Origin of the sequence: Paraburkholderia sp. RL17-383-BIF-A (genome assembly GCF_046028015.1) — a bacterium.
Taxonomy (GTDB): domain Bacteria; phylum Pseudomonadota; class Gammaproteobacteria; order Burkholderiales; family Burkholderiaceae; genus Paraburkholderia.
In genome coordinates, this window is sequence record NZ_JARESR010000008.1 from 185,365 (window position 1) to 211,585 (window position 26,221).

The window sequence follows — 26,221 nt, forward strand, 5'->3', positions numbered from 1 at the left end:
CCGGAGCATTCCATGCAAAAAGCAGGCTTTATCGGACTCGGCATCATGGGCAAGCCCATGGCCGCCAACCTTCTCAAGAACGGCGTCGCGCTGGCCGCGTTCACGCGCAGCGGCGTGCCCGACGATCTCATCCAGGCGGGCGCCGTCGCGTGCGACAGTCCGGCCGCCGTCGCCGCGCATGCCGACGTGATTTTCATCATGGTGCCGGATACGCCCGATGTGGAACGCGTGCTGTTCGGCGATCAGGGTCTCGCCGGCGCGCTGCGCGCGGGGCAAACCGTCGTCGACATGAGCTCCATTTCGCCGATGGCCACGCGCGAGTTCGCGGCGCGCGTGCGCGAGCACGGGGCGGACTATATGGATGCGCCGGTGTCCGGCGGCGAAGTCGGCGCCAAGGCCGGTTCGCTGACCATCATGGTGGGCGGCGAATCGGCGACCTTCGAGAGCGTCAAGCCGCTTTTCGACATGATGGGCAAGAACGTTACGCTGATCGGCGGCGTCGGCGCGGGTCAGGTGTGCAAGGTGGCCAACCAGGTGATCGTTGCCGCGACGATCGAGGCAGTCGGCGAAGCGCTGCTGCTCGCGTCCAAAGCCGGCGTCGATCCGGCGCGCGTGCGTGAAGCGCTGATGGGCGGTTTCGCGTCCTCGCGCATTCTCGAAGTGCACGGCGAGCGCATGACCAAGCGCACCTTCGACCCGGGCTTTCGCATCGAACTGCACCAGAAGGATCTGAACCTCGCGCTCTCGACCGCGCAATCGCTCGGCGTGTCGCTACCGAATACCGCTACCTGCCAGGCGCTGTTCAATGCCTGCGTCGCGCATGGCGGCAAGGCATGGGATCACTCGGCGATGGTGCGCGCGCTCGAAATCCTCGCCAATCACGAGATCGGGCAAAAACCGGCCTAAACCGCACGTCTGTCTTTCAGGCGCCGCTGCGCTTGCCTTATGCAAATAGGCAAGCCGCAGCGGCGCATGCGCGCGTTCGCTTTCTTTTTCGCTACGCGTCAGCAAAGCTACGCCATTTCCCACCAGGAAAATTTTCTTACGAATATTAAGGATACCTTACGTTAACACAACGCCTTCGACAAGTCGTATCCACCCGAATAGCAACGACTTTTAACAACGCCCGCAAAGGGCAAGGAGACAACCGTGGCAATCATCGATAAAAACAGCGGCAAGCGTGCGATATCAGGAACGCCCGGCCGGACCGAACCGAATTCGCCCGCTCGCCGTGCCTTTATCGTGCTGGCGGGAACGTCAGCGGGCGCGACCCTGCTCGGCGGCCTATCCGCCTGCGGCGGCTCGGTCAACGGCGGCACGACCACGCCGCCTGTCGTACAGGATCCGATCTGGGGCACCTCGGGCGCCGCGACACAGATCATCGCGTCCTTGCAGGGCATTACCCAGTCGATGTTCCCGGCACGCGACTTCGTCGTCACGCAATACGGTGCCGCGCCGTGCGCCGTCGTCGCCGTGACCAATCCGTACACCGGCTCGGCATCCGTCGCGAGTCCGGGTTCGAATCTCACCAACGCCGCTGGTTCATTCGACTCCCGCCCTGCCTTTCTGGCCGCCATCCAGGCCTGCAACGCCGCCGGCGGCGGACGCGTGGTCGTGCCGGCCGGTACGTGGTATTGCGCCGGACCGATCGTCCTGCTCAGCAACGTGAACTTCCACCTCAGCGCGAATTGCACGATCTACTTCAGCCCGAACCCGGCGGACTACGCGAAGGACGGCCCGGTCGCCTGCGGCGCCAACGGCAACCTGTTCTATAGCCGCTGGCAGGCGAACGACTGCCTGAACTACGGCTCCCCCGTCTACGCGCGCAACCAGACCAACATTGCACTGACCGGCGAAGACGCGAGCTCGGTGCTCAACGGACAGGCCATGACGCCGTTCGCCGGCAGCGGCAACACCGCGACGTGCTGGTGGACCTTCAAGGGATCGAATGGTGCGTACGGGTGCGTGAATTCGTCGACACCGTCGCAGGCCTATCTCAATCCGAAGAACGTCGACCTGAAAACTGCCGCACCCGGCATTTCCGACGCGCTCTACGCGCAACTGACCAGCCCCACGACACCCTGGCAGGAGGACCAGAACTATCTGCCAGCCCTCTCGGAGGCAGGCGTGCCGATCGCGCAGCGCGTGTTCGGCGTCGGCCACTATCTGCGTCCGTGCATGGTCGAGTTCCTCGGCTGCACGAATGTGTTGATGGAGAACTACACCACCAACAACACACCGTTCTGGCAGCATCATCCGACCGATTGCAAGAACGTCGTGATTCGCGGCGTGACGACCAACAGCATTGGCCCGAATAACGACGGCTTCGACCCGGACGCGTGCAACAACGTGCTCTGCGACAGCGTGACGTTCAACACCGGCGACGACTGCATCGCGATCAAGTCGGGTAAGGATCTCGATACACAATACGGTCCCGCGCAGAATCACGTGATCCAGAACTGCACGATGAATAGCGGCCACGGCGGCATCACGCTCGGCAGTGAAATGGGCGGCGGCGTGCAGAACATCTATGCGCGCAATCTGAAGATGCTGAACCAGAACTGGGCGACCAACCCGCTGAACATCGCGATTCGTATCAAGACGAACATGAATCGCGGCGGCTTCGTGAAGAACTTCTACGTCGATACGGTCACGCTGCCCAACGGCGTCAGCCTCAAGGGCGGCGGCTACGGCAGCGCGTTGCTGAGCGGCAGCCCGATCAATGCCACGGTGCCGCTCGGCGTCGTGACGGCGACTGCCGCCAATCCGTCGGCGGCACAGGGCGGGCTGATCACGTTCGACTGCGACTATCAACCGGCCAACGACGCGATTCGCATCCGTCCGGCAGTCGTGCAGAACGTGAACATTTCGAACGTGACGGCGAGCAACGTGACGGTGGGCGGCGTGACCGGCTCGTGCTTCCAGGCGATCGTCGCTCAAGGGCCTGTCGCGTTCGACTACAACGGCGCGGCGCCGACCCCGACCATTCCGCCGATCACCGGCGTGACGATCTCGAACTGCAATCTGGGCACGGCGGTCTCGGCCGGACCCGCTAGCGCGACGACGCCCGGGCCGATCTACGCGTACAACGTCAACGGCATTACGTTGAACAACGTGGTGATCGGCGCGACGACATACAACGCGACGGTCGTCGATAAACGTTGAGCGGTAGAGGGTTGAACGGCTGGGCGAAGCGCGAGCGTCGTCCAGCCGTGAACGTTGAAGAAACGCAGTGAGCACAAGCAAAAATGGCGGCGCCAGAAAGCGCCGCCATTTTTCTATTGACCGGCGCGCTCGATCAGCGCCGGGTGTTAGTCATCCCAACATGGCCAGCATCACTTCGCGACCGCGCTCACCGGCGTCCAACGCGGCTCGGGCGTCTTGTCGGCACTCTTCGCCAGCAGGCACACCACAGCGGCCGCGATGATGTCGAACACCGCCAGCACGACGAACAGCGGGCTGTAGCCGACCTGCGTCACCAGCACGCCGAACAGCGCCGTGAACGCCGCAGCACCCAGATAGCCCGCCATGCCGCCCATGCCGGTCGCGGTGGCGACTTCATTCTTGCCGAACATATCGGACGTGATCGCGTAAAGCGCGCCCGACAAGGTCTGATGCGCAAACCCGCCGACGCACAGCAGCGCCACCGCCACATAAGGACTCGCCACCAGACCGACGCAGGCCGGCCCGATCATGCACAGCGCGCCGACCACGAACACCATCTTGCGCGACGTGAACAGCGACACCTTCGCGTACTTGTGAAACAGCGGACTGAGATAGCCGCCCAGCACGCAGCCGATATCCGCGGCCAGAAACGGCATCCACGCATACAGCGCGACTTCCTTCAGGTTCATGTGACGTTCGGTCATCATGTACAGCGGAATCCACGCGTTGAAGGTCTGCCACGCCGGTTCGGAAAGAATGCGCGGAATGCCGATCGCCCAGAAGTCGCGGCTGCCGAGCATGGCGAACCAGCTGCGCCTGGCGGCGCCGGCGTCGCTGTGCTTCGCTTCCTGGCCGCTGAGAATGTAGTCGCGCTCGGCGTCGCCCAACAGCTTCTGCTTACGCGGATGCTTGTAGAGCGCCATCCACAGCACGCTCCAGACAATGCCGGCCACGCCGACGATCACGAACGCGAGCTGCCACTCTCCGCGCAACAATGCCCAGACCACCAGCGGCGGCGCCAGCAGCGCGCCGATCGACGAGCCGATGTTGAACCAGCCGATCGCCACCGAACGCTCCTTGGCGGGGAACCACTCGCTCGTCGCCTTGACGCCGGCCGGAATGCCGGCCGCTTCCGCAACGCCGAGCAGGCCGCGGAAGAACGCGAGGCTGCGCCAGCCCGTCGACCACGCCGCCGCGGCGCACGCCAGCGACCAGGCCAGCGCGAACACCGCAAAGCCGATCTTGGTGCCCACGGTATCGAGCACAAAGCCGGCGACCGGCTGCATGAAGGCATAACAAAGTTGCCACGCCACGACCACGTGCGAATACTGCTCGGTGGTGATGTGGAGGTCCTTCATCAACGTCGGCGCCGCCACTGAGAGCGTATTGCGCGCGAGGTAATTGATGATGAGCCCGGCCGCGACCAGGCTGACCATCCACCAGCGGATACCCTTGATTTTCATTGCTGCGTCTCCTCGTAATCCTCGTCGGCTCAAACGGGCCGCGTTGCGGGATGGGCCGAGCCGTCCGGGCCCGCATCATCGCGCGAATAGTCGATACCCACAAAGCTGCCGCCCTGGAAACGCTGGCCCAGCGCGTCGAGCGGATTCGGCCGTGCAAGAATTTCTTCGGCGTAGGTTTCGGCGTTTTGCGTCGGCTGATAGCCCAGACGTGCGGCGCCGCTGTTGTCCCACCAGCTTCGCGTGTTGGCCGACACACCCCAGATGGTCAGGAAACCCACGTCCTCGGCCTCGACACAGCGGTCGAGGAAATGCAGCAGATCGCGATGCCCGAACCAGGTGCTCAGATGCCGGGGCTCGGTGGGCCGCTCGAGGCAGCTGCCGATGCGCACGCACACACTCTCGATACCGTGCTTGTCCCAGTACATTCTGGCCAGCGCTTCGCCCCACACCTTGCTCAGACCGTAGAAACCGTCCGGGCGCAGTTCGCAGTCGAGGCTGAGATGTTCGGTGACGGGATACATGCCGATGGCGTGATTCGAACTCGCGAACACGATACGCCGCACACCCTGGCGGCGCGCACCTTCATAGACTTCGACCAGCCCGCGCAGATTGTTCTCGATGATCTCCGGCAGCGGCCGCTCCACGCTCGTACCCGCGAAATGGATCAGGACATCGACACCCGCCAGCAGCCGGTCCACGACTGCCGGGTCGCGCAGGTCGCCGTGCATCACGTCCTCGCCTTCCACGAGCGGCACGAGGGCTTTCGAGCCCGCGGCCGAGCGCAACGGCGTGCCGCGCGCGATCAACGCGGCGCGTACCACCGAGCCTAGCTGGCCACCGGCTCCACTGAGAGCAATCTTCTTCATAGGGTTCCTTTACTGCGCCTTGCGCGATCGAACTCGGGGTACCGCAATCGCCTGGTCATCGGATGAACCGCTTGCCGATTTAGCGATAGTTGTACGATAACGTACTATCCGCGATGGCGAACCGGATTTCAATTAGGCACTTACCCTTATTCGATTTGATCTTCCAGTAAATTTCCTTGGGTAAACAAACATCTAGCTTCGACATATTTATGTGACATCGTATAACTTGAAGTGCGTTTTCAGCGGCAAATTCTTCAGCGTGGCGCGCGGCGGCCGGCCGACTGTCTCGGCGATTCGAAACGCGAGCGCGGACACTTGAGCAAGTATGGCGGCCTGCGGTTCCCTATGCGCAACCCTCTTCCTGCGACGCTGCTGCAGCGCGGTCGATTGCCGCAGTTGCGCAGCGTCGCGCGCCGGTCATGGCACGAGGGCATTCAGGAAAACTTGATATCCATCAACGGTTTGCCGTCTCAAAAAAGAAAATCGTCATAAAACAACGTGGTTTTTTGACGCACACCGCACCGCAGCAAAGTTTTCGTCGATCCCCTACGCTTGCGTCATCTGCCCAGCGCAGTGCGCACCGACACCGGTCGACGCGCGTAGTCCGCCCCCGCGGTCATCACGCACTTCACGCTCATGAACTCCGCTTTATCGGCATTTGATCTCGCCCGCATCCAGTTTGCGTTCACTGTCTCCTTCCACATCGTTTTTCCGGCGCTCAGCATCGGTCTCGCCAGTTTCATTGCCGTCCTCGAGTGGCGCTGGCTGAAAACCGGCAAGGCGTACTACAAAGATCTTTGCCTGTTCTGGTCGAAGATCTTCGCGGTCGCCTTCGGCATGGGCGTCGTCTCCGGCGTCGTGATGAGCTATCAGTTCGGCACCAACTGGTCGGGCTTCTCCAGTTTCGCCGGCCCCGTCACCGGACCGCTTCTCATGTACGAGGTCATGACGGCGTTCTTCCTCGAAGCGGGCTTCCTCGGCATCATGCTGTTCGGCTGGCAGCGCGTGAGCCCGCGCGCCCACTTCGGCGCCACGCTGATGGTGGCGATCGGCACGCTGATCTCGACCTTCTGGATTCTCGCCTCCAATAGCTGGATGCAAACGCCGCAAGGCTTCGAAGTCGTGAACGGCCGCGTCGTGCCGCTCGACTGGTTCAAGATCGTGTTCAATCCGTCGTTCCCGTACCGGCTCGCGCATATGGCGCTCGCGGCGTTCATCGTCGCGGCGCTGGTAGTGGCGGCGGTGGGCGCGTGGCATCTGCTGCGCGGACGGCGCGATCCCGCCGTCAAGAAGATGTTCTCGATGGCGCTGTGGCTGCTGCTGATCCTCACGCCGATCCAGGCTTTCGTCGGCGATCAGCATGGTTTGAACACGCGCGAATATCAGCCGGCCAAGATCGCGGCGATCGAAGGCCTGTGGGACACCGAAAAAGGCGGCACCGCGCTGAACCTGTTCGGCATTCCCGACATGCAGGCGGAAACCACGCGCTACGCCGTGTCGATTCCGCACCTGGGCAGCCTGATCCTTACGCATAGCTGGGACGGCGAGATTCGCGGCCTCAAGGAATTCCCGCCGCAAGACCGGCCGAACTCGACGGTGGTGTTCTGGAGCTTCCGCATCATGGCGGGCCTCGGCGTGCTGATGATCCTGATGTCGGTCGCCGCGTGGGTGCTGCGCCGCCGTGAGCGCCTGTTCGAATCGAAGTGGTTCCAGCGCGTGGCCGTGGCGATGGGGCCGACCGGCTTCATCACGCTGCTGGCCGGCTGGGTCACGACCGAAGCGGGACGTCAGCCGTGGGTGGTGTACGGGGTGATGCGCACCTCGCAGGCTGTGTCGCCGCTGACCACGCAGCAGGTCGGCATCTCGCTGATGGCCTTCGTGGTGGTCTACTTCCTCGTGTTCGGCACCGGCATCTACTACATGCTCAAGCTCATGCGCACGGGGCCCGCTCTACCGGGTCATACGCCGCACGGTGCGCCGGAGCAACGCTCACCGAACCAGACCGCGCGCCGCCCGCTCTCCGCCGCCGATCACATGATCGACGCCGCCTGACCCGCCCTGCTTCAGCAACGACTTGCGATAGAGAAAGAACATGGACGTAACCGTAGTGTGGGCCGCGATCATCGCGCTGGGCCTTTTCATGTATGTGGTGCTGGACGGCTTCGATCTGGGCATCGGCATCGTCTTCCCGTTCTTCCCCGACGAGAAGGAACGCGACCTGATGATGAACACGGTCGCGCCGGTGTGGGACGGCAACGAAACCTGGCTGGTGCTCGGCGGCGCCGGTCTGTTCGCGGTGTTTCCGGCGGTCTACTCGACCGTGCTGTCCGCGCTGTATCTGCCGCTGATCTTCATGCTCATCTGCCTGATCTTTCGCGGCGTGTCGTTCGAGATTCGCGCCAAGGCCAATCGTACGAAGCATCTGTGGGACCTGGCGTTCATCGGCGGCTCGGCGGGTGCGACGTTCTTTCAGGGCATCGCGCTGGGCGCGTTCCTGCAAGGCATTCCCGTGATCGACGGCGCCTATGCGGGCGACGCCTTCGGCTGGCTCACGCCGTTCAGTCTGCTGACGGGCCTCGGACTCGTCGTCACCTATGCGCTGCTCGGCTGCTGCTGGCTGGTGGCGAAGACCGAAGGCGATCTGCAACGCCGCCTGCATCGCGTGGTCTGGCCGCTGACGATCGTGCTGCTCGGCTTCATCGCGATGGTGAGCGTGTGGACGCCGCTGCAGGATCCGAACATCGCGCAACGCTGGTTCCATGACGGCCTCTTCTACCGTTTGCTGCCGGTGCCGTTCCTCGTGGCGGTATGCGCGTTCTTCATGCATCGCGCGGTGCGTGAGCGGCATCACAACACGCCGTTCGGACTCGCGCTGCTGCTGGTGCTGCTGGGTTATGCGGGGCTGCTGGTGAGCCTGTGGCCGTACGCGATTCCGTCGAGCATGACGCTCTGGGAAGCCGCCGCGCCGCGTTCGAGCCAGATGTTCACGCTGGTCGGCGCAGCGGTCATTCTGCCGATCATCATCGCTTATACGACGATGGGTTATTGGGTATTTCGTGGCAAGGTGCGTCATGGCGACCAACATCATTATCACTAAGCAGACAAACGCCGGGGCAAGTCATCCCGCATCGCCCGCGCCGGCGCCGGCGCGCAAGCTGCCCGGCTGGCTCTGGTTCATCGCGCTGTGGTGTTTCGGCGTAGGCTCGGCCATGTCGCTCGGTTTCGCATTCAAGATTCTGATGAATGCGACGTTATTTGCAGTCAAATAGAGACTGCTTTGACGTGATTCGATCCGGTGCGCATAACCTTCGGAATCCTGCATGGGCAGCTTCAAAAAAGGGCCATTCGGCTCGTCTACCATGCAAGCCGGAACCTATGCGCGGGAGACCTGCCTTAAACATCATGCAGTGCATCGGACCCCATGGCGATTTGACAAATAAACGGTTACACGAGCGGCACGCCGGAAGGCGCGCCGCGCCACCGGTCAGGCATATGATCGCGGGGTGGGCGGCAATGATGCGATTCACGAGGCTAGAAGTAAAACGAGACCCTATAACCGCGGCGGCCCACATCGGGCAGGCCCGACTCGCGGAGCCATCATGAAGTTTCTTGTAGCCGACGACCATGAACTGATCCGCGAGGGCGTCAAGGGTATGCTGCGCGGCCTCGATCCCGACGCCCAGTTCGACGAAGCCGATAACTGGGAGACGCTCGCGACCCTCGCGCGTCCCGACGCCGATCACGATCTTGCCATCGTCGATCTGCACATGCCGGGCATGAGCGGTGCATCGTCGCTCGAAGTGCTGCTGAAAGCGAACCCCGCGCTCCCGCTCGTCGTCCTCTCCGCCGAAGAATCACCGGATGAAATGCGCGCGGTGCTGGCCGCCGGCGCGCTCGGCTTCGTGCCGAAGCGCCAGCCCGCCAGCGTCATGCTCAAGGCAATCGAACTGGTGCTCTCGGGCGGCGCCTACGTACCCATGGAAGCGCTGAGCTTGCTGGGCTGCCGGGAAGCGCAGGCGGCGCCCGCGCACGCCGAAGCTGCCGCGGATCCGTCGCTGCCAGGCGCGGCGCCGTCTGGCGCACGCGCGCCCGGCCAGAGCAGCGCCGCACTCACGGAGCCGCTCGCGCAGATTCAGGCGTTGCAGCCGCACCAGCAGCATCTATTGGAAAATCTGTCGCCGCGCCAGCAGGACATCATGCGGCTCGTTCATCGCGGCTGGACCAACAAGATGATCGCGCGCGAGCTGGGCGTCGCGGAGGGGACGGTGAAGGTGCATCTGTCGGTGATTTTCCGGGCCCTCGGTGTGCATAACCGATCGACGGCGATCGCCGTCATCAACGGCTGGCTGGAAGCCGGGAAAACCCTGTAGAACGAGATGCGGGGCAGACGGCGTTCTCGTCGTCTGTTCTCGCCGTTTGTTCGCTTCTATTTCTGCGGTTCGCTTTGCGACGGGGTGCTTTGATACCGGGTGTTCTGGGGCTGGCTTTGCGAGCCTATTCTCGGTTCGCCTTGCGGCAGATTCTCGCCGGCCCGCATCACACCGTTCGCCGGTCGGCCGGCCGCTTCTTTGCCGAGCTCTTTGCCCGCTTCTTTGCCCGCTTCTTTGCCCGCTTCTTTGCCCGCTTCTTTTCCCGCCTCTTTACCCGGCTCCTTTCCCGCTTCTTTGCCCGGCCGATCCCCGCGCGATTCCAGCGCGGCCGACGCCCGCCCCTTATCCAGCTCCGCTTGCTGCCACAGCATCTCCAGCGTGCGCCGCAGGCGCGCCGGCGTGACCGGCTTATGAAGCACCGGAATCCCCTGCAACGCGAGCGCCGCCAGTTCCGCCGACGCCATGTCGCCCGTGATGAGCAGCGTCACCACGTTGTCGTGCCCCGCGCGCGCGAGCGCGTTGCGCACCGCAGTCAGCGCCTGTGCGCCGGTACGGTGATTCGCCAGCTGGTAATCGCACAGCACGGCATCGGGCACGAAGCCGCCTTCGAGCGCCGCGAGCGCGTCGGCCTCGTCGCGCGCGCCGAGCACGCTGCAACCCCAGCGGCCCAGCAGACTGACGAGGCCTTCGAGAATCGACGGATCGTCGTCGATGCACAGCACGCGCCGCCCTTGCGCCGACGGACCGCCGGCCACCGCTTCGTTCAGGCTAGCGACAATGCCGCCGGCATCGCCCGCCTGCACCGGGAAGCGAAACACCGAACCGCGGCCCGGGGCCGAACGCAGTTGCAGCTTGCCGCCGAGCATCTCGACCAGCCGCTTCACCGTCGGCAAGCCGAGACCGTGGCCCTGTCGCGCGTCGCGTTGCGGATTGGCGACCTGATAGAACTCCTCGAAGATGCGTTCGTGCTCCTCGACTGGAATGCCGATGCCCGAGTCGCGCACTTCGACATAGCCGCCCGCCGGCCGCCCCGCGCGGCGAACGCCCAGCCAGATCGCGCCTTCTTCGGTATAACGGACCGCGTTCGAAAGCAGATTGCTCAGTACGCGTTCGAGCAGCACGGGGTCGTCGTGCACGACCATCGTGGTCGGCGCGATGCGCAGCGCCAGCCCTTTGGCGGCGGCCTGCGGACGATACTGGCTGCCGACCCGTTCGAACAGCTCGGAGAGCCGGAAATGCAGCCGGATCACCTGCGTCACGCCGCTTTCGAGCCGCGCCAGATCGAGCACCTGGTTGAACAGCTGGTTCAGCGCCTCGACGTTGTAGACGATGTGCTCGGCGGTCTTCGCGTGCTGCGCGGGGGTTGCCGCCGCGTCGTTCAGCGATGCCGCGAGCAGGCCGATGGCATGCAGCGGCTGACGCAAGTCGTGACTGGCAGCCGCAAAAAAGCGTGTTTTGGCCAGGCTCGCTTCTTCGGCCACGCGTTTTTGCGCGGCCAGCGACTCCGCCAGATATTGCTGGTCGACGCGCGCCTGCACGACCTGCTGGAACAGCTTGCGATAACTCAGCGCATAGACGTTGATCGCGCAAAAGAAAAACGCGAGGACGATCGCGAGAATCGTGCGGTCGAACGTGTGCGTACCGAAATGCATGACGATCGACGGAAACAGCAGAAAAGGAATCGCGGTCGAGAAATTCAGCAGGTCGAAGCCATTCGACATGAACACGCCCGCGGCGAGCGTCACGAGCATGACGGTGTGCAGCAGCGGCAAGTCGGTTTGCGGGCTCTGGAACGCGAACCACACCGCGATGCCCGGCGCGCTGTACAGCAACACGCCGCGGAGCGCATGCAGATAGATCCAGCCGCGCGGCGAGACGAGCGACGGATAGCGGCGGTTGCAAATCCATAGCGCGAGGCTGCCGCAATTGGCTGCCGCATAGAAACCGAAACACGCGATAAACAGCGGCGGCGACGGTATCTTCGGCCAGTAGATCGCCACCAGCACCGCGATCGAAAACCAGTGCGAAAAGAAGGCGATCGGATCTTGCGCGTATAACACGCGCACCAGATCTTCGTCGATGGCACGCTGGATCGGGTCAGCCCGCATTCCGCGGTCTCCTTGTGTCGATCGTATCGATCTTATCGATCGGAGCCAGCGCTTTAGCGCCTACTCTGGTCCATGCACGGTACCGGGCACGGCACGTTCGGTGAGGTCGCCTGAAAGCGCGGCGACGCGGGTGGCGCGGACCTGGCTGCGACCGCATCGGTTACGGCGTGGCTTTGCGTGCGCGATGCAACTGCGCTGCGGCAGTGCGATGCGATCTTCCCGTGCAAGCGGCTTCTCTTCAGACGAATAAGATGCGCTTTGCCGGATGGTTTACCCGGCAGTTTACCCATCAGCTACCACTTAATCCATATAGGCGAAGCCGCCGTTGGAAACCATACTGAATTCACATTCTCCAGCGCGGCTTCAAAGCTTCATCATCCACACCCCGCCTGCAGTTCAGGCTCACCGCGCTCCTTGGCCTTACCCCTTCTGGAGGTTTTTCATGGGCGCAGTTCCGAGCCACGAGTTCGTCCGCAATCTCGACGATGCCATCCTGCCGGATTTGTGGCGCCGGCGTACCCGGTTGTCCGGCGACGAAATGGTGTCGATGGTCGAACTGGTCAAGCGGGCGTTGCGAACCTATCACCCGCTCGAATTGCAGGCGCTCGGCGAGGACAAGGAAGAACTGGTCGCCCAGTTCATCTACGCGAAAGTCCTGCGCCTCGCGCCAGGCCATACGGAAACCCGCGCCTGCGCCGACAGCGCGCCGTCCAACGGCTACGCCCTGTGCGCGTATTTCCGCCGCTACCTGATCGACTGCCTGCGCAGCGCCGGCCACCAGCGCAACGTATCGATGGAAAACGAAGGCATGGCGCAGGAAATCGATCTTCATGCGCAAGCGCTGGAAGACCCGGTGGAAAGCGTGCTGCTGCAATACGGCCTCGACGAGCAGCGCGTGCGGCTCTCGGCGCGTGCCTTTATCGAGAGCCTCGACGAGCCGGAGCGAATCGTGCTGGCCGGCAGCCTCGGCTGGTGCTCGGAAGGAAAAGGCGGGTTGTCGGCAGTCGCTGCGCAGCATCGGGTGCCCTCGTATCACTATCGCGCCGTCAAACTCGGCGTCACCATGAAGAAGACGGCGGGCGCCGAGGATTTTTCCAACACCAAGATCGGCCGCTGGCTCACGGACGAACTCGGCATTGACATCGACATCGATAATCGCCCGGCCATTCTGCTTGCGCTGAACCTGCTCGCCGCCGAATCGAGCGACAGCGAAATGAATGAAGCAGCCGCCTAACAGCGAACGCTCAGGCGAGTCCCGGCCACTCGCACCGGCTCGCGATGCCGCGGACGTGGCACACCGGAGCCGTGCGCCCCACACGATGCGCCTTTTTTTGTGAGCGCGCACCGCCTAGGATAAAAAAGCCGTCGCCGCACGCCGTCTTGCTTCCGAAGTCCTGGTTGTCTTTCCCCGCACTCATTCCAGACGAGGTGGTCGTGATGAACCGCTTATCGAGCGCCGTGACCGCTATTCAATCGCACTACGACGTGGTCGTGGTGGGTTCCGGCTACGGCGGCGCGATCGCCGCATGCCGCATGGCGCGCGCCGGACGCCGCGTGTGCGTGCTCGAACGCGGGCGCGAATTCATGGCGGGCGAATTCCCTCGCACGCCGTTTCAGGGCGCCGCGCAAGTGCAATACAACACGGCGGTAGCCCATATCGGCTCCCCGCTGGCACTGCTCGAAGTGCACGTGAACGAAGACGTGAACGCGGTAGTCGGCTGCGGTCTGGGCGGCACCTCGCTGATCAACGCGAATGTCGCACTCGAAGCCGACCCGCGCCTGTGGGACGACGAACGCTGGCCGGCCGCGCTGCGCGCCGACAAGGCGGCCCGCGACAAGGGCTACGCGCTCGCCCGCGCGATGCTGCAACCGTCGCCCGTGCCGAAGGATTACCCGACGCTGCCGAAACTGCAGGCGCTCGAAACGTCGGCGCAGGCGCTCGGCATGGAAGACCGCTTTACGCGCCCGGATATCACCGTCACCTTCGAGGACCGCGTGAATGCCGCGGGCGTCGAGCAGAAGGCGTGCGTCGGCTGCGGCGATTGCAATTCGGGTTGCAACTACGACGCGAAGAATTCCACCCACATGAACTATCTGCCCGACGCCGTGGCGCACGGCGCGCAGATTTTCACCGGAGCCGCCGTCCACTCCGTTCGGCGCGACGCGGCCACGCAAAAATGGATCGTCGGCTATCAACTGGTGAGCCTCGGCCGCGAAAGCTATGGCGCCCCGGACCTGTTCGTGAGCGCCGATATCGTCATCGTGTCGGCCGGCACGATCGGTTCGACCGCGTTGCTGCTGCGCTCGCGCAATCAGGGGTTGAGCGTCTCCGGCATGCTCGGCAAACACTTCACCGGCAATGGCGACGTGCTCGCCTTTGCGTACAACACCGACCCCGTGATCAACGGCGTGGGCTGGGGCGCGCACGAGAAGGGCGAAATCCCGCCGGTCGGGCCGACCATTACCGGCCTCATCGATCATCGCAATACGGGCAACGTCAAGGACGGCTACGTGATCGAGGAAGGCTCGCTGGCCGGACCGGTGGGCGCGGCGCTCGTCGGCCTGCTCGGCGCCGCCGCGCCGCTGGAGGGTGTGGATGTCGCGCCGCGCTCGCTCGCGGACCAACTCGCCTACGACGCCCGCGTGTCCGAAAGCTTTCTGCGCGGCCCCTATCACGGCGCGCTCAATCACACGCAAAGCTACCTCGTCATGGCGCATGACGACGAAAACGGCCAGATCGACGTGGACGACAAAGGCCAGCCGCGCATCGTGTGGGAGAACGCCGGCAAGCAGCCGATCTTCCAGGTGGTCGAGGCAGCGCTCAAGCAGGCGACCGTGCCGCTCGGCGGCAAATACCTGCGCAATCCGATTTCCACTGAAATTGTCGGCAACCGCACCGTTACCGTGCATCCGCTCGGCGGCTGCGGCATGGGCGAGGATGCGGAGCGCGGCGTGGTCGACCATATGGGCCGCGTGTTCAGCGGAGCGACGGGCAACGCGGTGCACGACGGTCTCTACGTAATGGACGGCGCCGTCATGCCGATGTCGCTCGGCGTCAATCCGCTCCTCACCATTTCCGCGCTGGCCGAACGCAATTGCGAACTGCTGCTGGCTACGCATCCGGTGACGGCCGCCTCGTCTGCCGGTGCAGCGGCGACGCCGAGCTTACCGCCTGCACCGACACCCGAACTCGCGTCCTCGTCGTTGACGCCCTCCTCGCCGCAGAAGATCGGCCTGCAATTCACCGAAACGATGATCGGCACCTACACGCCGGTCGTGGCGGGCGAAGCCGCCACGAGTCCGATGGAGTTCACGCTGACCGTCGAATCGGAAGATCTCGCCGATATGCTCAGCAATCCGCAGCATCTGGCGCGAACCGCGGGTACGCTGACCTGCCCTGCGCTCTCCGCGCAGCCGATGACGATCTCCAACGGCACCTTCAATCTGTTCGTGGTCGACGCGTCCGACGTGGACGAGCGCAACATGAATTACCGCATGACGCTCAATTCCACCGAAGGCAAGACGTATTATCTGAGCGGACAAAAGATCATCACCCGTACCTCGCCGATCAATTTGTGGGAGCAGACCAACACGCTATACGCGGAGATTCGCGAATCGGCGCAAGCGGACGCGCCGCTGATCGGCAAGGCAACACTGATCATCACGCCCGAAAATTTCCTCAAGCAGCAACGCACGCTGGAAGTCACCCATGCGCCCGACCTGAAGACGCGCCTCGAATGGACCCTGAAATTCGGCAAGTTTTTCGCGGGTGTGCTGTTCACCGAATATGGCGGCGTGGCCGCGCCCTTGCAGTACTTCAACCCGAATGCAGAACCGCGCCTGAAACGTGCGTTGCGCGCGCCGGTGCCGCAGGTCTTCTTCTTCGACACGCCCGATGGAACGAAGCTGAGACTCACGCGTTACCTCGACCCCGCGAACAAAGCGGCGCGCCCGGTGCTGCTGATTCACGGTTCGGGTGTATCGAGCCGCATCTATTCCACCGACCTGATCGCGACCAACATGGTCGAGTATCTTTGCGCATCAGGCTACGACGTGTGGCTCGTCGATCTGCGCGTCAGCATCGAAATGCCGAGCGTGCTCGTGCCGACCAACGTCGACAAGGTGGCGCGCGAAGACATTCCGGCCGCGGTTGCCAAAATCCGCGAGTTGACCGGCGCCCCGGAGATTCAGGCACTAGGGCACTGCCTGGGTGGATTGGCGTTGAGCATGTCGCTGCTGTATGGACTCGAAGGGGTGCGTTCGGCGGTCATCTCGCAGGTGTCGACTCACCCGGTGCCGGGCACGCTACAGAAGCTCAAGGCCGGCCTGCATATCCCCGACATCATGAAACACCTCGGCGTGCTCGACCTGACCGCCTATACGGAACACAAGTCGTGGCCCCACAATCTGCTCGATGAGGCGCTCAAGTTCTACCCGCTCGATCACGACGAGGGTTGCGGCAATCCGATCTGCCACCGCGCGACGTTCCTGTACGGCCTGCTCTACGAACATGCACAACTGAACGAGACGCTGCATGCGAATCTGCAGGAATTGCTTGGCGTGCATGACGTCGAGGTATTCAAGCACCTGGCCACCATGGTGCGGGCCGGCAAAGTGGTCGATGCCGCCGGCAAGGATGTCTATCTGACAGGCGCGGACGGCATGAAAGGGCTGGAAGGCATGCGCCGGCCGATCGGCTTCATTCACGGCGATAGAAACGAAACCTATCTGCCGAAAAGCACGCTGCTCACCTACGAGATGCTGACCGGGCACTTCCCCGAGCAGCCTTACGAGCGGCACATCATTCCGGGCTATGGCCACATCGACTGTATCTTCGGCAAGAACGCCGCCGTGGATGTCTATCCGGTGATCGCGAAGTACCTGGGCGCGCATTGACTCAGGGCGAGCACGCCTACGCTCACGCGTCTCACGCGCCGTCACGCTTCTCGCGCGTGACGGCGCAGCCCGCTCAGAACAGCTTGCCCGGATTCAGAATACCGTGCGGGTCAAGCGCATGCTTGATCGCGGCCATCGCGGCCAACTCGGCCGGCGAGCGCGAGATCGGCAGGAACTCGCGCTTGAGCAGACCAATGCCGTGTTCGGCCGACACCGAACCATGCAGCGGCCCGAGCATGTCGTAGACGAACGCGTACACCGCGTGATGATCGACGCCGGGGATCGAATGGCCGTCCACCGTGACATGCAGATTCGAATCGCCGATATGCCCGAAGAAATACGAGGCATTGCCCGGCCAGCGCTGATCGAGCGCCGCGCGGCAGCGGTCGACGAAAACGCCGATCTCCCCGATCGGCAAGCTCACGTCGAAGTTGATCGCGTCGAGCCGCACCGGAAACTCCGCGGTGCATTCGCGAATCGCCCAAAGCGCGCGCACGTCGGCCACCGACTGCGCGATCACAGCGTCGCGGATCGCGCCCGCTTCGAGGGCTTCTGTCAGCGCGGCGGAAAACCGTTCGCCGCCATCGCCCGCATCGAAGCTCGCGTGTTCGATCAATGCATAGAGCGGGTGCGCTTCGGCGAACGGCGAACGCGTGCCGGTCAGCTTCACGCCGAAGTCGTAGAAGTCCGGCCACATGATTTCAAACGCGCCGATGTCGTTGCCAAATCGCGTGGACAAGCGGCGCAGCAGATTCACGGCGGCATCGTAGCCATCGAGTGCGACCAGCGCGGTGTGGCGCGCGGCGCGTGGCGGATGAAGCCGCAGCACCGCACGCGTGATCACGCCGAGCGTACCCTCCGAGCCGATGAACCAGTGCTTGAGGTCATAGCCGGTGTTGTTCTTCACCATCTTGCCAAGTGACGTCAGCACGTCGCCATTGGCCAGCACGACTTCGAGGCCGAGCACCTGGTCGCGCGCGGTGCCCGACTGGATCACCCGGTTGCCGCCCGCGTTGGTCGCGAGATTGCCGCCGATCTGGCAGGACCCGCGCGCGCCGAGATCGAGCGCGAGTTCGAAGCCGGCTTGCGCGGCGGCTTCCTGCGCGGCTTGCAAGGTCGTGCCGGCGCGCACGGTCAGCGTGGCCGACGCGGCATCCACTTCCTCGACGCCGGCCATCCGTTCGAGCGACAACGCAATATCCGTGGCACGCGCAATCGCGCCGCCCGCAAGGCCGGTCATGCCACCTTGCGGCACCACCGGCTGGTGAGCCGCGTGACAGATCGACAGCGCACGCGCAACCTGCTCGGTGGTGCGCGGCAGGAGCAACGCCGCGGGCCGCGTCGGATCGTGGCGTGTCCAGTCGGTCATCGCGCGTTCGCCGATCTGCTCGCCCACGCGCACGCTGTCTTCACCGAGCGCGGCGCGCAGCGCGGCGAATGTCGCGGAAAGCGGCGCTGTGTGACCCGCCGTGCTGTTGTCTGTCATGCAGTGGTTCCTTGCGCGCCTTCAGCGGCGCGTTTCTTCCGATAGCCCATCGAGTCGTTGATACGCCCGAGAATATAGTCGCCCGCGGCGACCGGCTGATACTTGAGGTCCGCTTCGTTCGTACCGAGATCGCGCGGATCGACCATCGCGCCGTAAGTCGGATCATAAAACGTCGCGATCGAATAGCGCTCGCGACCCGACGCATTGATCACGCGATGCAGCGTGGAACGGAAGCGGTCGTTGGTCCAGCGCGCGAGTAGATCGCCTACGTTGACCACGAAGCTGCCTTCGACCGGCGGCGCGTCCACCCACGTATTGTTGGCGATTTCGCGCACCTGCAGGCCGCCCACCTGATCCTGCCACAACAAGGTGATGCAGCCGTAGTCGGTATGCGGCGCGACGCCGAACTGATCGTCGTCCGATTGGGGCGGCTGCGGCGGATAGTAGACCATCTGCGTGCGCTGCATCCGCTTGGTATATCGCGGCGCGAAAAAATGTTCGTCGACGCCGAGGCTCACCGCCACCGCGCGCAGCAGATCCGCGCCGCACGCCGCGACCGCTTCGTAGTAGCCATATAGCGCGGGACGCAACTCCGGCATGAAGTCCGGCCAGTTATTCGGCCCACGCAGCGCCTGACCTGCCAGCACGTCCGGGTCGTCTTCCGGCAATTCGAGGCCAATGCTGAAGAACTCCTTGTAGTCGGGACGCTTGGCCTCGTACATGGTCGCGTCGCCGAGCGCATTGAAGCCGCGATGCCGTTCATTAACCGCCGCGCGCCGCTTGGTCTCCACCGGAAACGCGAAGAAGCGGCGCGCCGCCTGCGCAGCGGCATCGATCGAGTCTTGCGGCACGCCATGATTGACGATGTAGAAGAAGCCGATCGTCGTGCACGCTTCACGGATTTCCTGTGCGACGCGCTGCAAAGCCTGCGGGTCGCCCGCGCGAACGCCGGCGAGATCGATGATCGGAATGCGGGTCACGGGCATCGCGCTGCTCCTGATGGGCGGATCGAATCGACTGATGAAAAAACCACATGAAAGCGCATGAATCGTCTACGGGAAGACCTCGTTCCGCCTCACGCATTGCAGTTGTATATACCGCCAAAAGCACACCCGCAAGCTGCTTCGCACCGCTTCATATAAGGGCTTTTCTCTACTCGAGTGTTTATTTTTTTCGCGGGAAAACCGCGGTATATACTGCCTCGCATGACTCGCGCCGAACCCGTTTCGTGCACCACCTTCGCGCGACACCGCTTTGCCAACCGGAGAATCCCATGAGCATCCTTGCAGGCTGGAAGTGTCGTTTGGTCATGCTGGCGTTATGCGCGGCAAGCGTCACCGCCCACGCGGAAGATCAACTCGCCAAAGTGAAGAAAGCCGGCGAACTGGTGGTCGGCACCGAGATGCAGTTCGCGCCCTTCGACTTCCTCGAAAACGGTCAGCAAGCGGGCTTCAACAAGGATCTGTTCGCCGAGGTCGGCAAGGAAATGGGCGTGAAGGTGCGCTTTATCGACTTGCCCTGGCCGAGCGTGCTGCCGGGTCTTGAAGCGGGCAAGTTCGACATGGTGGGCGGCCCGCTGACCGTCACCAAGGCGCGCATGGAGCGCTACACCTACACGCTGCCGATCGCGGACGCAACGGATGCGCTGCTCAAACGCGCGAACGATTCGTCGCTCAAGCAATCGTCGGATATCGCGGGCAAGACGGTGGGCGCCGGCAAGGGCTCGGCGCAGCTCGACCAGTTGAAGGCCTACGTCGCCACGCTGCCGAAACCGCCTGAAATCCGCGAATACGTCGACAACAATCAGGCTTACGCCGATCTCGCCGCGGGCCGGATCGTGGCGGTCGCGAACTCCATGACCAACATTGCGTATGTGGCGAAGCAGCGCCCGGAAACGTTCGCCGTGGTGCAGCCCCCGTTCGGCGCCAAGGTGTATTTCGCGTACTGCCTGCGTAAAGACGCGGACAGCAAGCCGCTCGCCGATGCGTTCAACGCCGCGCTCGTGAAAATGCACAACGACGGACGCCTCGCCACCTTGCAGAAGAAATGGTTCGGTGTCGCCATGGATGCGCCGACAACCATGCCCGCGCCGAACTATTGATCGCCTCACGCTTTGCCTGGCTCACGTGCCGATTTCGATGCACGTGTCGTGATGCAAGCGATGCGGACCGCGCCCCGGGCCGCATCGCGTTTCCCGTTCTAGCGAGTGCGACGCTTATGTTCAGCACGACCGTCTTCCTCCAGGGCTTGCCGCTGCTGCTGCATGCGGCGCTCGCCACCATCGGCATTTCGCTGACGGGTCTGCTGATCGGCTTCTTCGTGGCGATCGGTGTGTGCGCGGCGCGCCTCTCGCCGAATCGCGCGGCGCGCATGTTCGGCGGCGCCTATGTGTTCTTCTTTCGCGGCGTGCCGATGCTGGTGCAACTGCTGCTGGTGTACTACCTGCTGCCGTTCGCGGGCATCAACGTGTCGCCCGTCGTCGCGGCGATCAGCGCTGTGTCGCTGTGCTCCGCGTCCTATATCGCCGAGATTCTGCGCGGCGGTTTTCTCAGCATTCCGCCGGGCCATCTCGAAGCCGCCCGCATGCTCGGCCTCTCGCCATTCGACATGCTGCGACGCATTCTCGTGCCGCAAGCGTTCCGCTTGACGCTGCCGTCGCTCGTCAATGAAATGGTGCTGCTCATCAAGGCTTCCTCGCTGATCTCGGTGGTGGGCGTGGCCGAACTGACGCGCACCGCGCAGAACATCGCCGCCAGCACGTATCGGCCGCTGGAAGCCTATCTTGCCGCAGGGCTGATCTACTTCGTGATCTGCGGCGCGCTCGCGCTCGTCGCACACGCCGCCGAATACCGCTTGCAGCACGCCTGAGCGGCCCAGCGTTCGACCTCGAATCCACGCCATGCAAAAGCTCGATCCCACCGTCATCACGCACAACCTGCAGCCGATCGCCGCGGGCCTCGCCACGACGCTCGGCACCTGGGCTGCGGGCGTCGCGATCGGCATCGTGATCGGCTTTCTGATCGCCGTGCTGCAACTCTTCTGCGGGCGCTGGGTGCGCGGCGTATTGCGCGTCTATATCGAACTGTTTCGCGGCACGCCGTTTCTCGTGCAGCTCTTTTTGCTGTATTACGGCGGCCCGTCCTTCGGCCTCACGTTGGAACCGATGACCGCGGGTGTGCTCGGTTTGGGCCTATACGGCAGCGCCTATTTCGCCGAAGCCTTCCGCTCCGGTTTCCAGTCGGTGCCGCCAGGCCATCTCGAAGCGGCGTCGTGCCTGGGCCTCACACGCTGGCAGGCGGTCATGCGCGTTCAGGTGCCGCAAATGCTCGTGCTGATCGTGCCTGCATTGACTAATCTGATCATCGTGCTGAGCAAGGAAACGGCCGTGCTGTCCATCGTCACCGTGCCTGAACTCACGTTCGTGCTGACCGGTATCGGCTCGGCGACCTTTGCCTTCGTCGAAACGCTGCTCGTGCTGTGCGTGTGCTATCTCGCGCTGGTCGAACTGACTTCGCGCGCGGGCATGTGGGCTGAAACCCGCATCGCACGCTTCATGGCATGAACGGAAACGGAACCCTCCTATGAACGCCATCGCCGACATGCCCTCCTCCGCGCCTACTGCCAACATCGAAGCATCGCCCGGTGCGCCGTTGATCGAAGTGCGCGACCTGCGCAAACGCTTCGGTGAAGTCGAAGTGTTGCGCGGTGTCGATCTCGAGATCGCGCGCTCGGAAGTGGTGTGCATCATCGGCCCGTCCGGTTCGGGCAAGAGCACGCTGTTGCGCTGCCTCGCCGCACTCGAAACCTACGATCAGGGCGACGTGCGCATCGAAGGCGAGCTGCTCGGTTACAGCGAGCGCAACGGCAAACGCGTGCGTGCGTCGCAAAGCGAGATCAATCGCGTGCGGCGCAACGTCGGCATGGTGTTTCAGCAGTTCAATCTGTGGCCGCACATGACGGCGCTCGGCAATGTGATGGAATCCCTGCTGCGCGTTCGCCATCTGTCGCGCGACGAAGCGCGCCGCCGCGCCAACGCCATGCTCGAAACAGTCGGCCTCGCGCACAAGGGCGACGCGTATCCGGCCAAACTCTCGGGCGGCCAGCAGCAGCGCGTGGCGATTGCGCGAGCGCTCGCCATGGAGCCGCACATCATGCTATTTGACGAGCCGACCTCGGCGCTCGATCCGGAACTGGTCGGCGAAGTGCTGCAAGTGATGAAACAGCTCGCGCGCGACGGCATGACGATGGCCGTGGTCACGCACGAAATGGGTTTCGCCGCGCAGGTCGCGGACAAAGTCATGTTCATCGATCAAGGCCGTATCGCCGTGCAAGGCAAACCGCGCGATGTCTTTCACGATGCCGGACAGCCGCGCTTGCGGCAGTTCCTGCAAAACTACTTCGACCGCAACGCTTTCTGGGCGCGCGGCGCCGACGAGGCGCAGCCGCTATGAGCGCCCACCGCTTTCCGCCTGCCTCACGCGGACACTGACGCCAAGGCCGCCGATGTCCTCCACCGTTCGCAGCCGCGCTCACGACAAGCCGCTTTCCGCCGCGGCCCTGAAAGCCGCGCGCGCCGCGGCCGAGGCACCCGCCGCGCGCTACGAACAGGTCAAGAGCCATATCCGCCACATCATCGAATCGGGCGAACGCCAGGCGGGCGACCGTTTGCCGTCCGAACTCGATCTGGTCGCGACACTCGGCGTGTCGCGCATGACGGTCAATCGTGCGCTGCGCGAGCTCGCCGAAGAGGGACTGGTGACGCGCGTTTCCGGTGTCGGCACCTTCGTCGCGCAAAGCAAGCCGCAATCCACGCTGCTGATGATCGCCCATATCGGCGACGAGATCCGCTCACGCGGCCACGAATATCGCTACGACACGGTGCTGCTGCAACGCGAAACGGCTTCAGTGATGGTGTCGAACGCGCTGGGGCTGGCGCCGGGTGCGTCGGTGTTTCATGTGATCTGCGTGCATCGGGAGAACGGCTTGCCGGTGCAACTGGAGGATCGCTATGTGAACCCGGCTATCGCGCCGGACTTTCTACAGCAGGATTTTTCGGCGATCAGGCCGTCGGAATATCTGTTCGAGATCGTGCCCGCGCACGACGTCGAACACATAGTCGACGCGGGGCTGCCCACGCGCGCCGAAGCCGACCTGCTCGAAATCCGCGCCGAGGAACCGTGTCTCACGCTGATGCGCCGCACGTGGACGAGCGGCGTAGCGGTCACGTTCGCGCGTTTCGTGCACCCCGGCTCGCGCTACCGGCTGGGCTGCCGTTTCTCGCCGGATCTGTCGCAACGCCAGGGTTGAAACCGCGCTCTGAGTCGAGCCGCGCTAGACGTTGCCCGCCAGATGAAAACGCGACGCCGGGTGCCACAACCGCACCGACGTCGCCACATCGTCACCTACCCATGTGCGACGCCAGAGTTGCAGGCACGGCTCGCCGATATCCATCATCAGATGCCGCCGCACATGGGCGTCGGGCTTCTGCGCGTAAATGCGGAACTCCGCGCGCTGGATCGGCGCGAGCCGCACCATGTAGTGATTCGGCGTCTCGATCGTAAAGTCCTGCTGCAGGTAGTCGGGAAACACCTTCGGGTTGACGTAGCGGTCCTCGTACTGGATCGGCTCGCCCTCCTCGCTATGCACGATGCACGAGTGAAACGCCGGCCCGCTGGCGAGACCGAGCGCTTCGAGCGCGTGCGGGTCGTCGCTCGGTTCCAGCGTCAGCACGCGCGCCGAATGGCGGTGGCCGCGCGCGGCGATTTCGTCGGCGATATTGCGGATTTCCAGCACGGTCGATTCGTAGCGCTGCGGCGCGACGAAGGTGCCCGAGCCTTGCACGCGCGTGAGCACGCGTTCGGTCGTCAATTCGCGCAGCGCGCGCGACACCGTCATGCGCGCGACGCCGAATTCCTTGACCAGTTCCGTTTCAGAAGGAATCAGTCCGCCGGGCTTCCAGTCCCCTTCGCTGATGCGGCGGATGACGTAGCGTTTGATCTGCTCGTAAGCGGGCATCGCTTTCGCGGGGGTCTCCCGTTTGCTATCGGGGCAGCCCTGCGTCTCTGCGCTTCGCGCGTTTGTAGTTGTGTTCACTCCGACCTCGTGGGTGGTACGCGGGTTCTACCTGGTTGGTACACCTCGACCGGCGCGCCGGCGGGTAAGCCCGCGCACCGGCACTGTTTCCATCATGCCATGTGCGCGGCGGCGTGCCCGTCGTTGACGGCGATACTCGCGGCGGCGCGAACGTGGCCCGCGCCCGCCTGATTCGTGACCGTTGCGGGCCTCGCCAGCTCGGTGCCGTCGACGGACGTATCCGGCCGAGGGCCAATGTTACCAGGGTTCGGCAACGGCGGCGGCGCCTCATCGGCGATCATGCGAAAGGCGATGCTCATGTCGTCCGCGAGCGGACGGTCGTCGCGGTACGCCGGCACGACACAGCGTACGCGCTGCCAGAGCGCTTCAGTATGCGGCGCGCGCGGCGCGTCGATACTTTGCAGGTCGTAGGCCTGCGCGGCCGCCAGCAATTCGATCGCGAGGATGCGCCCGGCGTTGTCGATGATTTCCAGCGCCTTCAGCGCGGCCGGCGTGGCGTGGCACAGGTGGTCTTCCTGCAAGCCCGACGTGATGCCGCCGTCGAGACTTGCGGGCAGCGCGAGACGCCGGTTCTGCGCGACCAGCGAGGCCGCGGTGTACTGCGCGATCATGAAGCCGGAACAGGTGCCGCCCGGCTCGGCGAGAAACGCCGGCAGGCCGCTGACCAGCGGATTGACGAGGCGGTCGAGGCGCCGCTCGGCCATCGCGGCGACTTGTGCGATCGCGGTGGCGAGACTGTCCATCGCCAGCGCGATCGAAGCGCCCACCGCGTGCGCCTGCGAATACACGCGCGGGTCTTCCGGCGTGCCGGCGACGATCGGGTTGTCGGTAATCGATGCGAGTTCACGATTGACCACGTCGGCGGTCGCGGTGAGCACGTCGCGCGCGGCGCCATGCACGTGCGGAATGGTCCGCATGCTCAGCGGGTCCTGCGTGCGGTGGCCGACCACCGCCGCGAGAATGCCGCTGTCGGCCAGTGCGGTGCGCATCCGCTCGCCGACCAGGTTCAAGCCCGGCGAAATACGCAATGCCAGCGAATCTTCATCGAAAGCCGCGAGCTGGCCGCGCAAATTCTCGAAGCTCATCGCGGCGACCATGTCGGTCCAGTCGAGCAGGCGTTCGGCCCGCGCGAGCGCCAATGCCGCAAGGCCCGTGACGCACGGCGTGCCGTTGATCAGGCTCAAGCCTTCTTTCGCTTCGAGCACCAGCGGTTCGAGCCCGAGCCGTTGCAGCGCGTCGCGTCCTTTGAGCCGCTCGCCGCGAAAACGCGCGTAACCCTCGCCGATGCAAACAAGTGCGATATGCGCCATGTGGCTCAGATAACCGACCGAGCCGAACGCGGGCACTTCCGGCAAGCAATCCGCGTCGAGCAGCGCCACCAGCTGGTCGGCGACTTCGAGCCGAATCCCCGAATGGCCGTGCGCGAAGTTGTTGACGGCCGCGGCCATGATCGCGCGCGTTTCGGCGACACCGAGCGGCGCGCCGACGCCGACCGCGTGGCTCATCAGAATGTTGCGCGACAACGTGCGTTGTTCGGACGGCGAGACGATCACGTCGCACAACGCGCCTACGCCGGTATTCACGCCATACGCGCGAATCCCGCGCTCGACGATCTGTTCGACGAGCACGCGCGCCGCCGCGATGCGCGCGCGGGCGTCGGCGGAAAGCTCGAGCGGCTCGCCGGCGGCAACCGCTGCCACCTGAGCCCAGTCGAGAGGACGATTGGAACGGATTACGGCCATGTCAGCGCTCTACTTGGAAATTACCTGGTGAT

At 64.0% G+C, this 26,221-nt stretch carries 20 protein-coding genes; 13 read left to right on the top strand and 7 right to left on the bottom strand.

Features of this window, described 5'->3' with window-relative positions; all coding sequences use genetic code 11:
• The first annotated feature begins 12 nt into the window (after positions 1-12).
• Together P0D71_RS12405 and P0D71_RS12410 are read left to right on the top strand one after the other, a co-directional pair.
• On the top strand, positions 13-906 hold the full coding sequence (locus P0D71_RS12405; protein ID WP_091802088.1) for a 2-hydroxy-3-oxopropionate reductase: 894 nt from the start codon (positions 13-15) through the stop codon (positions 904-906).
• A 243-nt stretch (positions 907-1,149) separates the two neighbouring features.
• The gene (locus tag P0D71_RS12410; RefSeq protein ID WP_408480242.1) at positions 1,150-3,165 is read left to right on the top strand and encodes a glycoside hydrolase family 28 protein; all 2,016 of its coding nucleotides are present in this window, start codon (positions 1,150-1,152) and stop codon (positions 3,163-3,165) included.
• 170 nt (positions 3,166-3,335) lie between these two features.
• On the opposite strand, the gene P0D71_RS12415 is transcribed toward P0D71_RS12410, so the two are convergent.
• On the bottom strand, positions 3,336-4,628 hold the full coding sequence (locus P0D71_RS12415; protein WP_408349443.1) for an MFS transporter: 1,293 nt from the start codon (positions 4,626-4,628) through the stop codon (positions 3,336-3,338).
• A gap of 29 nt (positions 4,629-4,657) precedes the next feature.
• Positions 4,658-5,494, bottom strand: coding sequence for an NAD-dependent epimerase/dehydratase family protein (locus P0D71_RS12420; protein ID WP_408480245.1), 837 nt, complete (start codon positions 5,492-5,494; stop codon positions 4,658-4,660).
• A 636-nt stretch (positions 5,495-6,130) separates the two neighbouring features.
• Between P0D71_RS12420 and P0D71_RS12425 the strand changes: the two genes are divergently transcribed.
• From P0D71_RS12425 to P0D71_RS12440, 4 genes are all read left to right on the top strand, one after another.
• The gene (locus P0D71_RS12425) at positions 6,131-7,546 is read left to right on the top strand and encodes a cytochrome ubiquinol oxidase subunit I (RefSeq protein ID WP_091802099.1); all 1,416 of its coding nucleotides are present in this window, start codon (positions 6,131-6,133) and stop codon (positions 7,544-7,546) included.
• A gap of 40 nt (positions 7,547-7,586) precedes the next feature.
• Positions 7,587-8,591, top strand: coding sequence for a cytochrome d ubiquinol oxidase subunit II (gene cydB / locus P0D71_RS12430; protein ID WP_091802103.1), 1,005 nt, complete (start codon positions 7,587-7,589; stop codon positions 8,589-8,591).
• A complete protein-coding gene (locus P0D71_RS12435; protein ID WP_408480246.1) occupies positions 8,566-8,763 on the top strand; it encodes a hypothetical protein in 198 nt (65 codons plus the stop codon). The genes cydB and P0D71_RS12435 overlap by 26 nt, the downstream gene beginning before the upstream one ends.
• Before the next feature lie 330 nt (positions 8,764-9,093).
• Positions 9,094-9,864: a response regulator gene (locus P0D71_RS12440; RefSeq protein WP_408184915.1), complete on the top strand. Its 771-nt coding sequence runs from the start codon at positions 9,094-9,096 to the stop codon at positions 9,862-9,864.
• A 56-nt stretch (positions 9,865-9,920) separates the two neighbouring features.
• On the opposite strand, the gene P0D71_RS12445 is transcribed toward P0D71_RS12440, so the two are convergent.
• The gene (locus tag P0D71_RS12445; protein WP_408480248.1) at positions 9,921-11,972 is read right to left on the bottom strand and encodes an ATP-binding protein; all 2,052 of its coding nucleotides are present in this window, start codon (positions 11,970-11,972) and stop codon (positions 9,921-9,923) included.
• Between the two features lie 442 nt (positions 11,973-12,414).
• Between P0D71_RS12445 and P0D71_RS12450 the strand changes: the two genes are divergently transcribed.
• Together P0D71_RS12450 and P0D71_RS12455 are read left to right on the top strand one after the other, a co-directional pair.
• Positions 12,415-13,206 (top strand): hypothetical protein, encoded by a 792-nt coding sequence (locus tag P0D71_RS12450; RefSeq protein ID WP_408301406.1) that lies wholly within the window; start codon positions 12,415-12,417, stop codon positions 13,204-13,206.
• A 203-nt stretch (positions 13,207-13,409) separates the two neighbouring features.
• On the top strand, positions 13,410-16,868 hold the full coding sequence (locus P0D71_RS12455; RefSeq protein WP_408480298.1) for a GMC family oxidoreductase N-terminal domain-containing protein: 3,459 nt from the start codon (positions 13,410-13,412) through the stop codon (positions 16,866-16,868).
• A gap of 73 nt (positions 16,869-16,941) precedes the next feature.
• Here the strand turns inward: P0D71_RS12455 and P0D71_RS12460 are convergent, their stop codons facing one another.
• Both P0D71_RS12460 and P0D71_RS12465 read right to left on the bottom strand, forming a co-directional pair.
• On the bottom strand, positions 16,942-18,354 hold the full coding sequence (locus P0D71_RS12460; RefSeq protein WP_408480250.1) for an FAD-binding oxidoreductase: 1,413 nt from the start codon (positions 18,352-18,354) through the stop codon (positions 16,942-16,944).
• Entirely contained in the window at positions 18,351-19,340 is a 990-nt protein-coding gene (locus P0D71_RS12465; RefSeq protein WP_408480252.1) for an isopenicillin N synthase family dioxygenase, read from the bottom strand. The genes P0D71_RS12460 and P0D71_RS12465 overlap by 4 nt, the downstream gene beginning before the upstream one ends.
• Before the next feature lie 287 nt (positions 19,341-19,627).
• On the opposite strand from P0D71_RS12465, the gene P0D71_RS12470 reads away from it, so the two are divergent.
• The 5 genes from P0D71_RS12470 to hutC (P0D71_RS12490) all read left to right on the top strand — a co-directional run bounded on the left by P0D71_RS12470 (position 19,628) and on the right by hutC (P0D71_RS12490) (position 23,661).
• Positions 19,628-20,455 (top strand): transporter substrate-binding domain-containing protein, encoded by an 828-nt coding sequence (locus tag P0D71_RS12470; protein ID WP_091802126.1) that lies wholly within the window; start codon positions 19,628-19,630, stop codon positions 20,453-20,455.
• A 116-nt stretch (positions 20,456-20,571) separates the two neighbouring features.
• Complete coding sequence (locus P0D71_RS12475) at positions 20,572-21,222, top strand: amino acid ABC transporter permease (RefSeq protein WP_091802129.1); 651 nt, start codon at positions 20,572-20,574, stop codon at positions 21,220-21,222.
• 31 nt (positions 21,223-21,253) lie between these two features.
• Positions 21,254-21,916, top strand: a complete 663-nt coding sequence (locus P0D71_RS12480) for an amino acid ABC transporter permease (protein ID WP_091802132.1) — start codon at positions 21,254-21,256, stop codon at positions 21,914-21,916.
• Positions 21,917-21,935: 19 nt separating this feature from the next.
• Positions 21,936-22,805 carry an amino acid ABC transporter ATP-binding protein gene (locus P0D71_RS12485; protein ID WP_408184911.1) on the top strand — a complete coding sequence of 290 codons (870 nt, stop codon included), beginning with the start codon at positions 21,936-21,938 and terminating at the stop codon, positions 22,803-22,805.
• Positions 22,806-22,857: 52 nt separating this feature from the next.
• Positions 22,858-23,661, top strand: a complete 804-nt coding sequence (gene hutC / locus P0D71_RS12490; protein ID WP_408480254.1) for a histidine utilization transcriptional repressor HutC — start codon at positions 22,858-22,860, stop codon at positions 23,659-23,661.
• Positions 23,662-23,685: 24 nt separating this feature from the next.
• On the opposite strand, the gene hutC (P0D71_RS12495) is transcribed toward hutC (P0D71_RS12490), so the two are convergent.
• Together hutC (P0D71_RS12495) and P0D71_RS12500 are read right to left on the bottom strand one after the other, a co-directional pair.
• Positions 23,686-24,447: a histidine utilization transcriptional repressor HutC gene (gene hutC / locus P0D71_RS12495; RefSeq protein WP_408480256.1), complete on the bottom strand. Its 762-nt coding sequence runs from the start codon at positions 24,445-24,447 to the stop codon at positions 23,686-23,688.
• Positions 24,448-24,539: 92 nt separating this feature from the next.
• Positions 24,540-26,189: an HAL/PAL/TAL family ammonia-lyase gene (locus P0D71_RS12500; RefSeq protein ID WP_408480258.1), complete on the bottom strand. Its 1,650-nt coding sequence runs from the start codon at positions 26,187-26,189 to the stop codon at positions 24,540-24,542.
• Between the last annotated feature and the right edge of the window lie 32 nt (positions 26,190-26,221).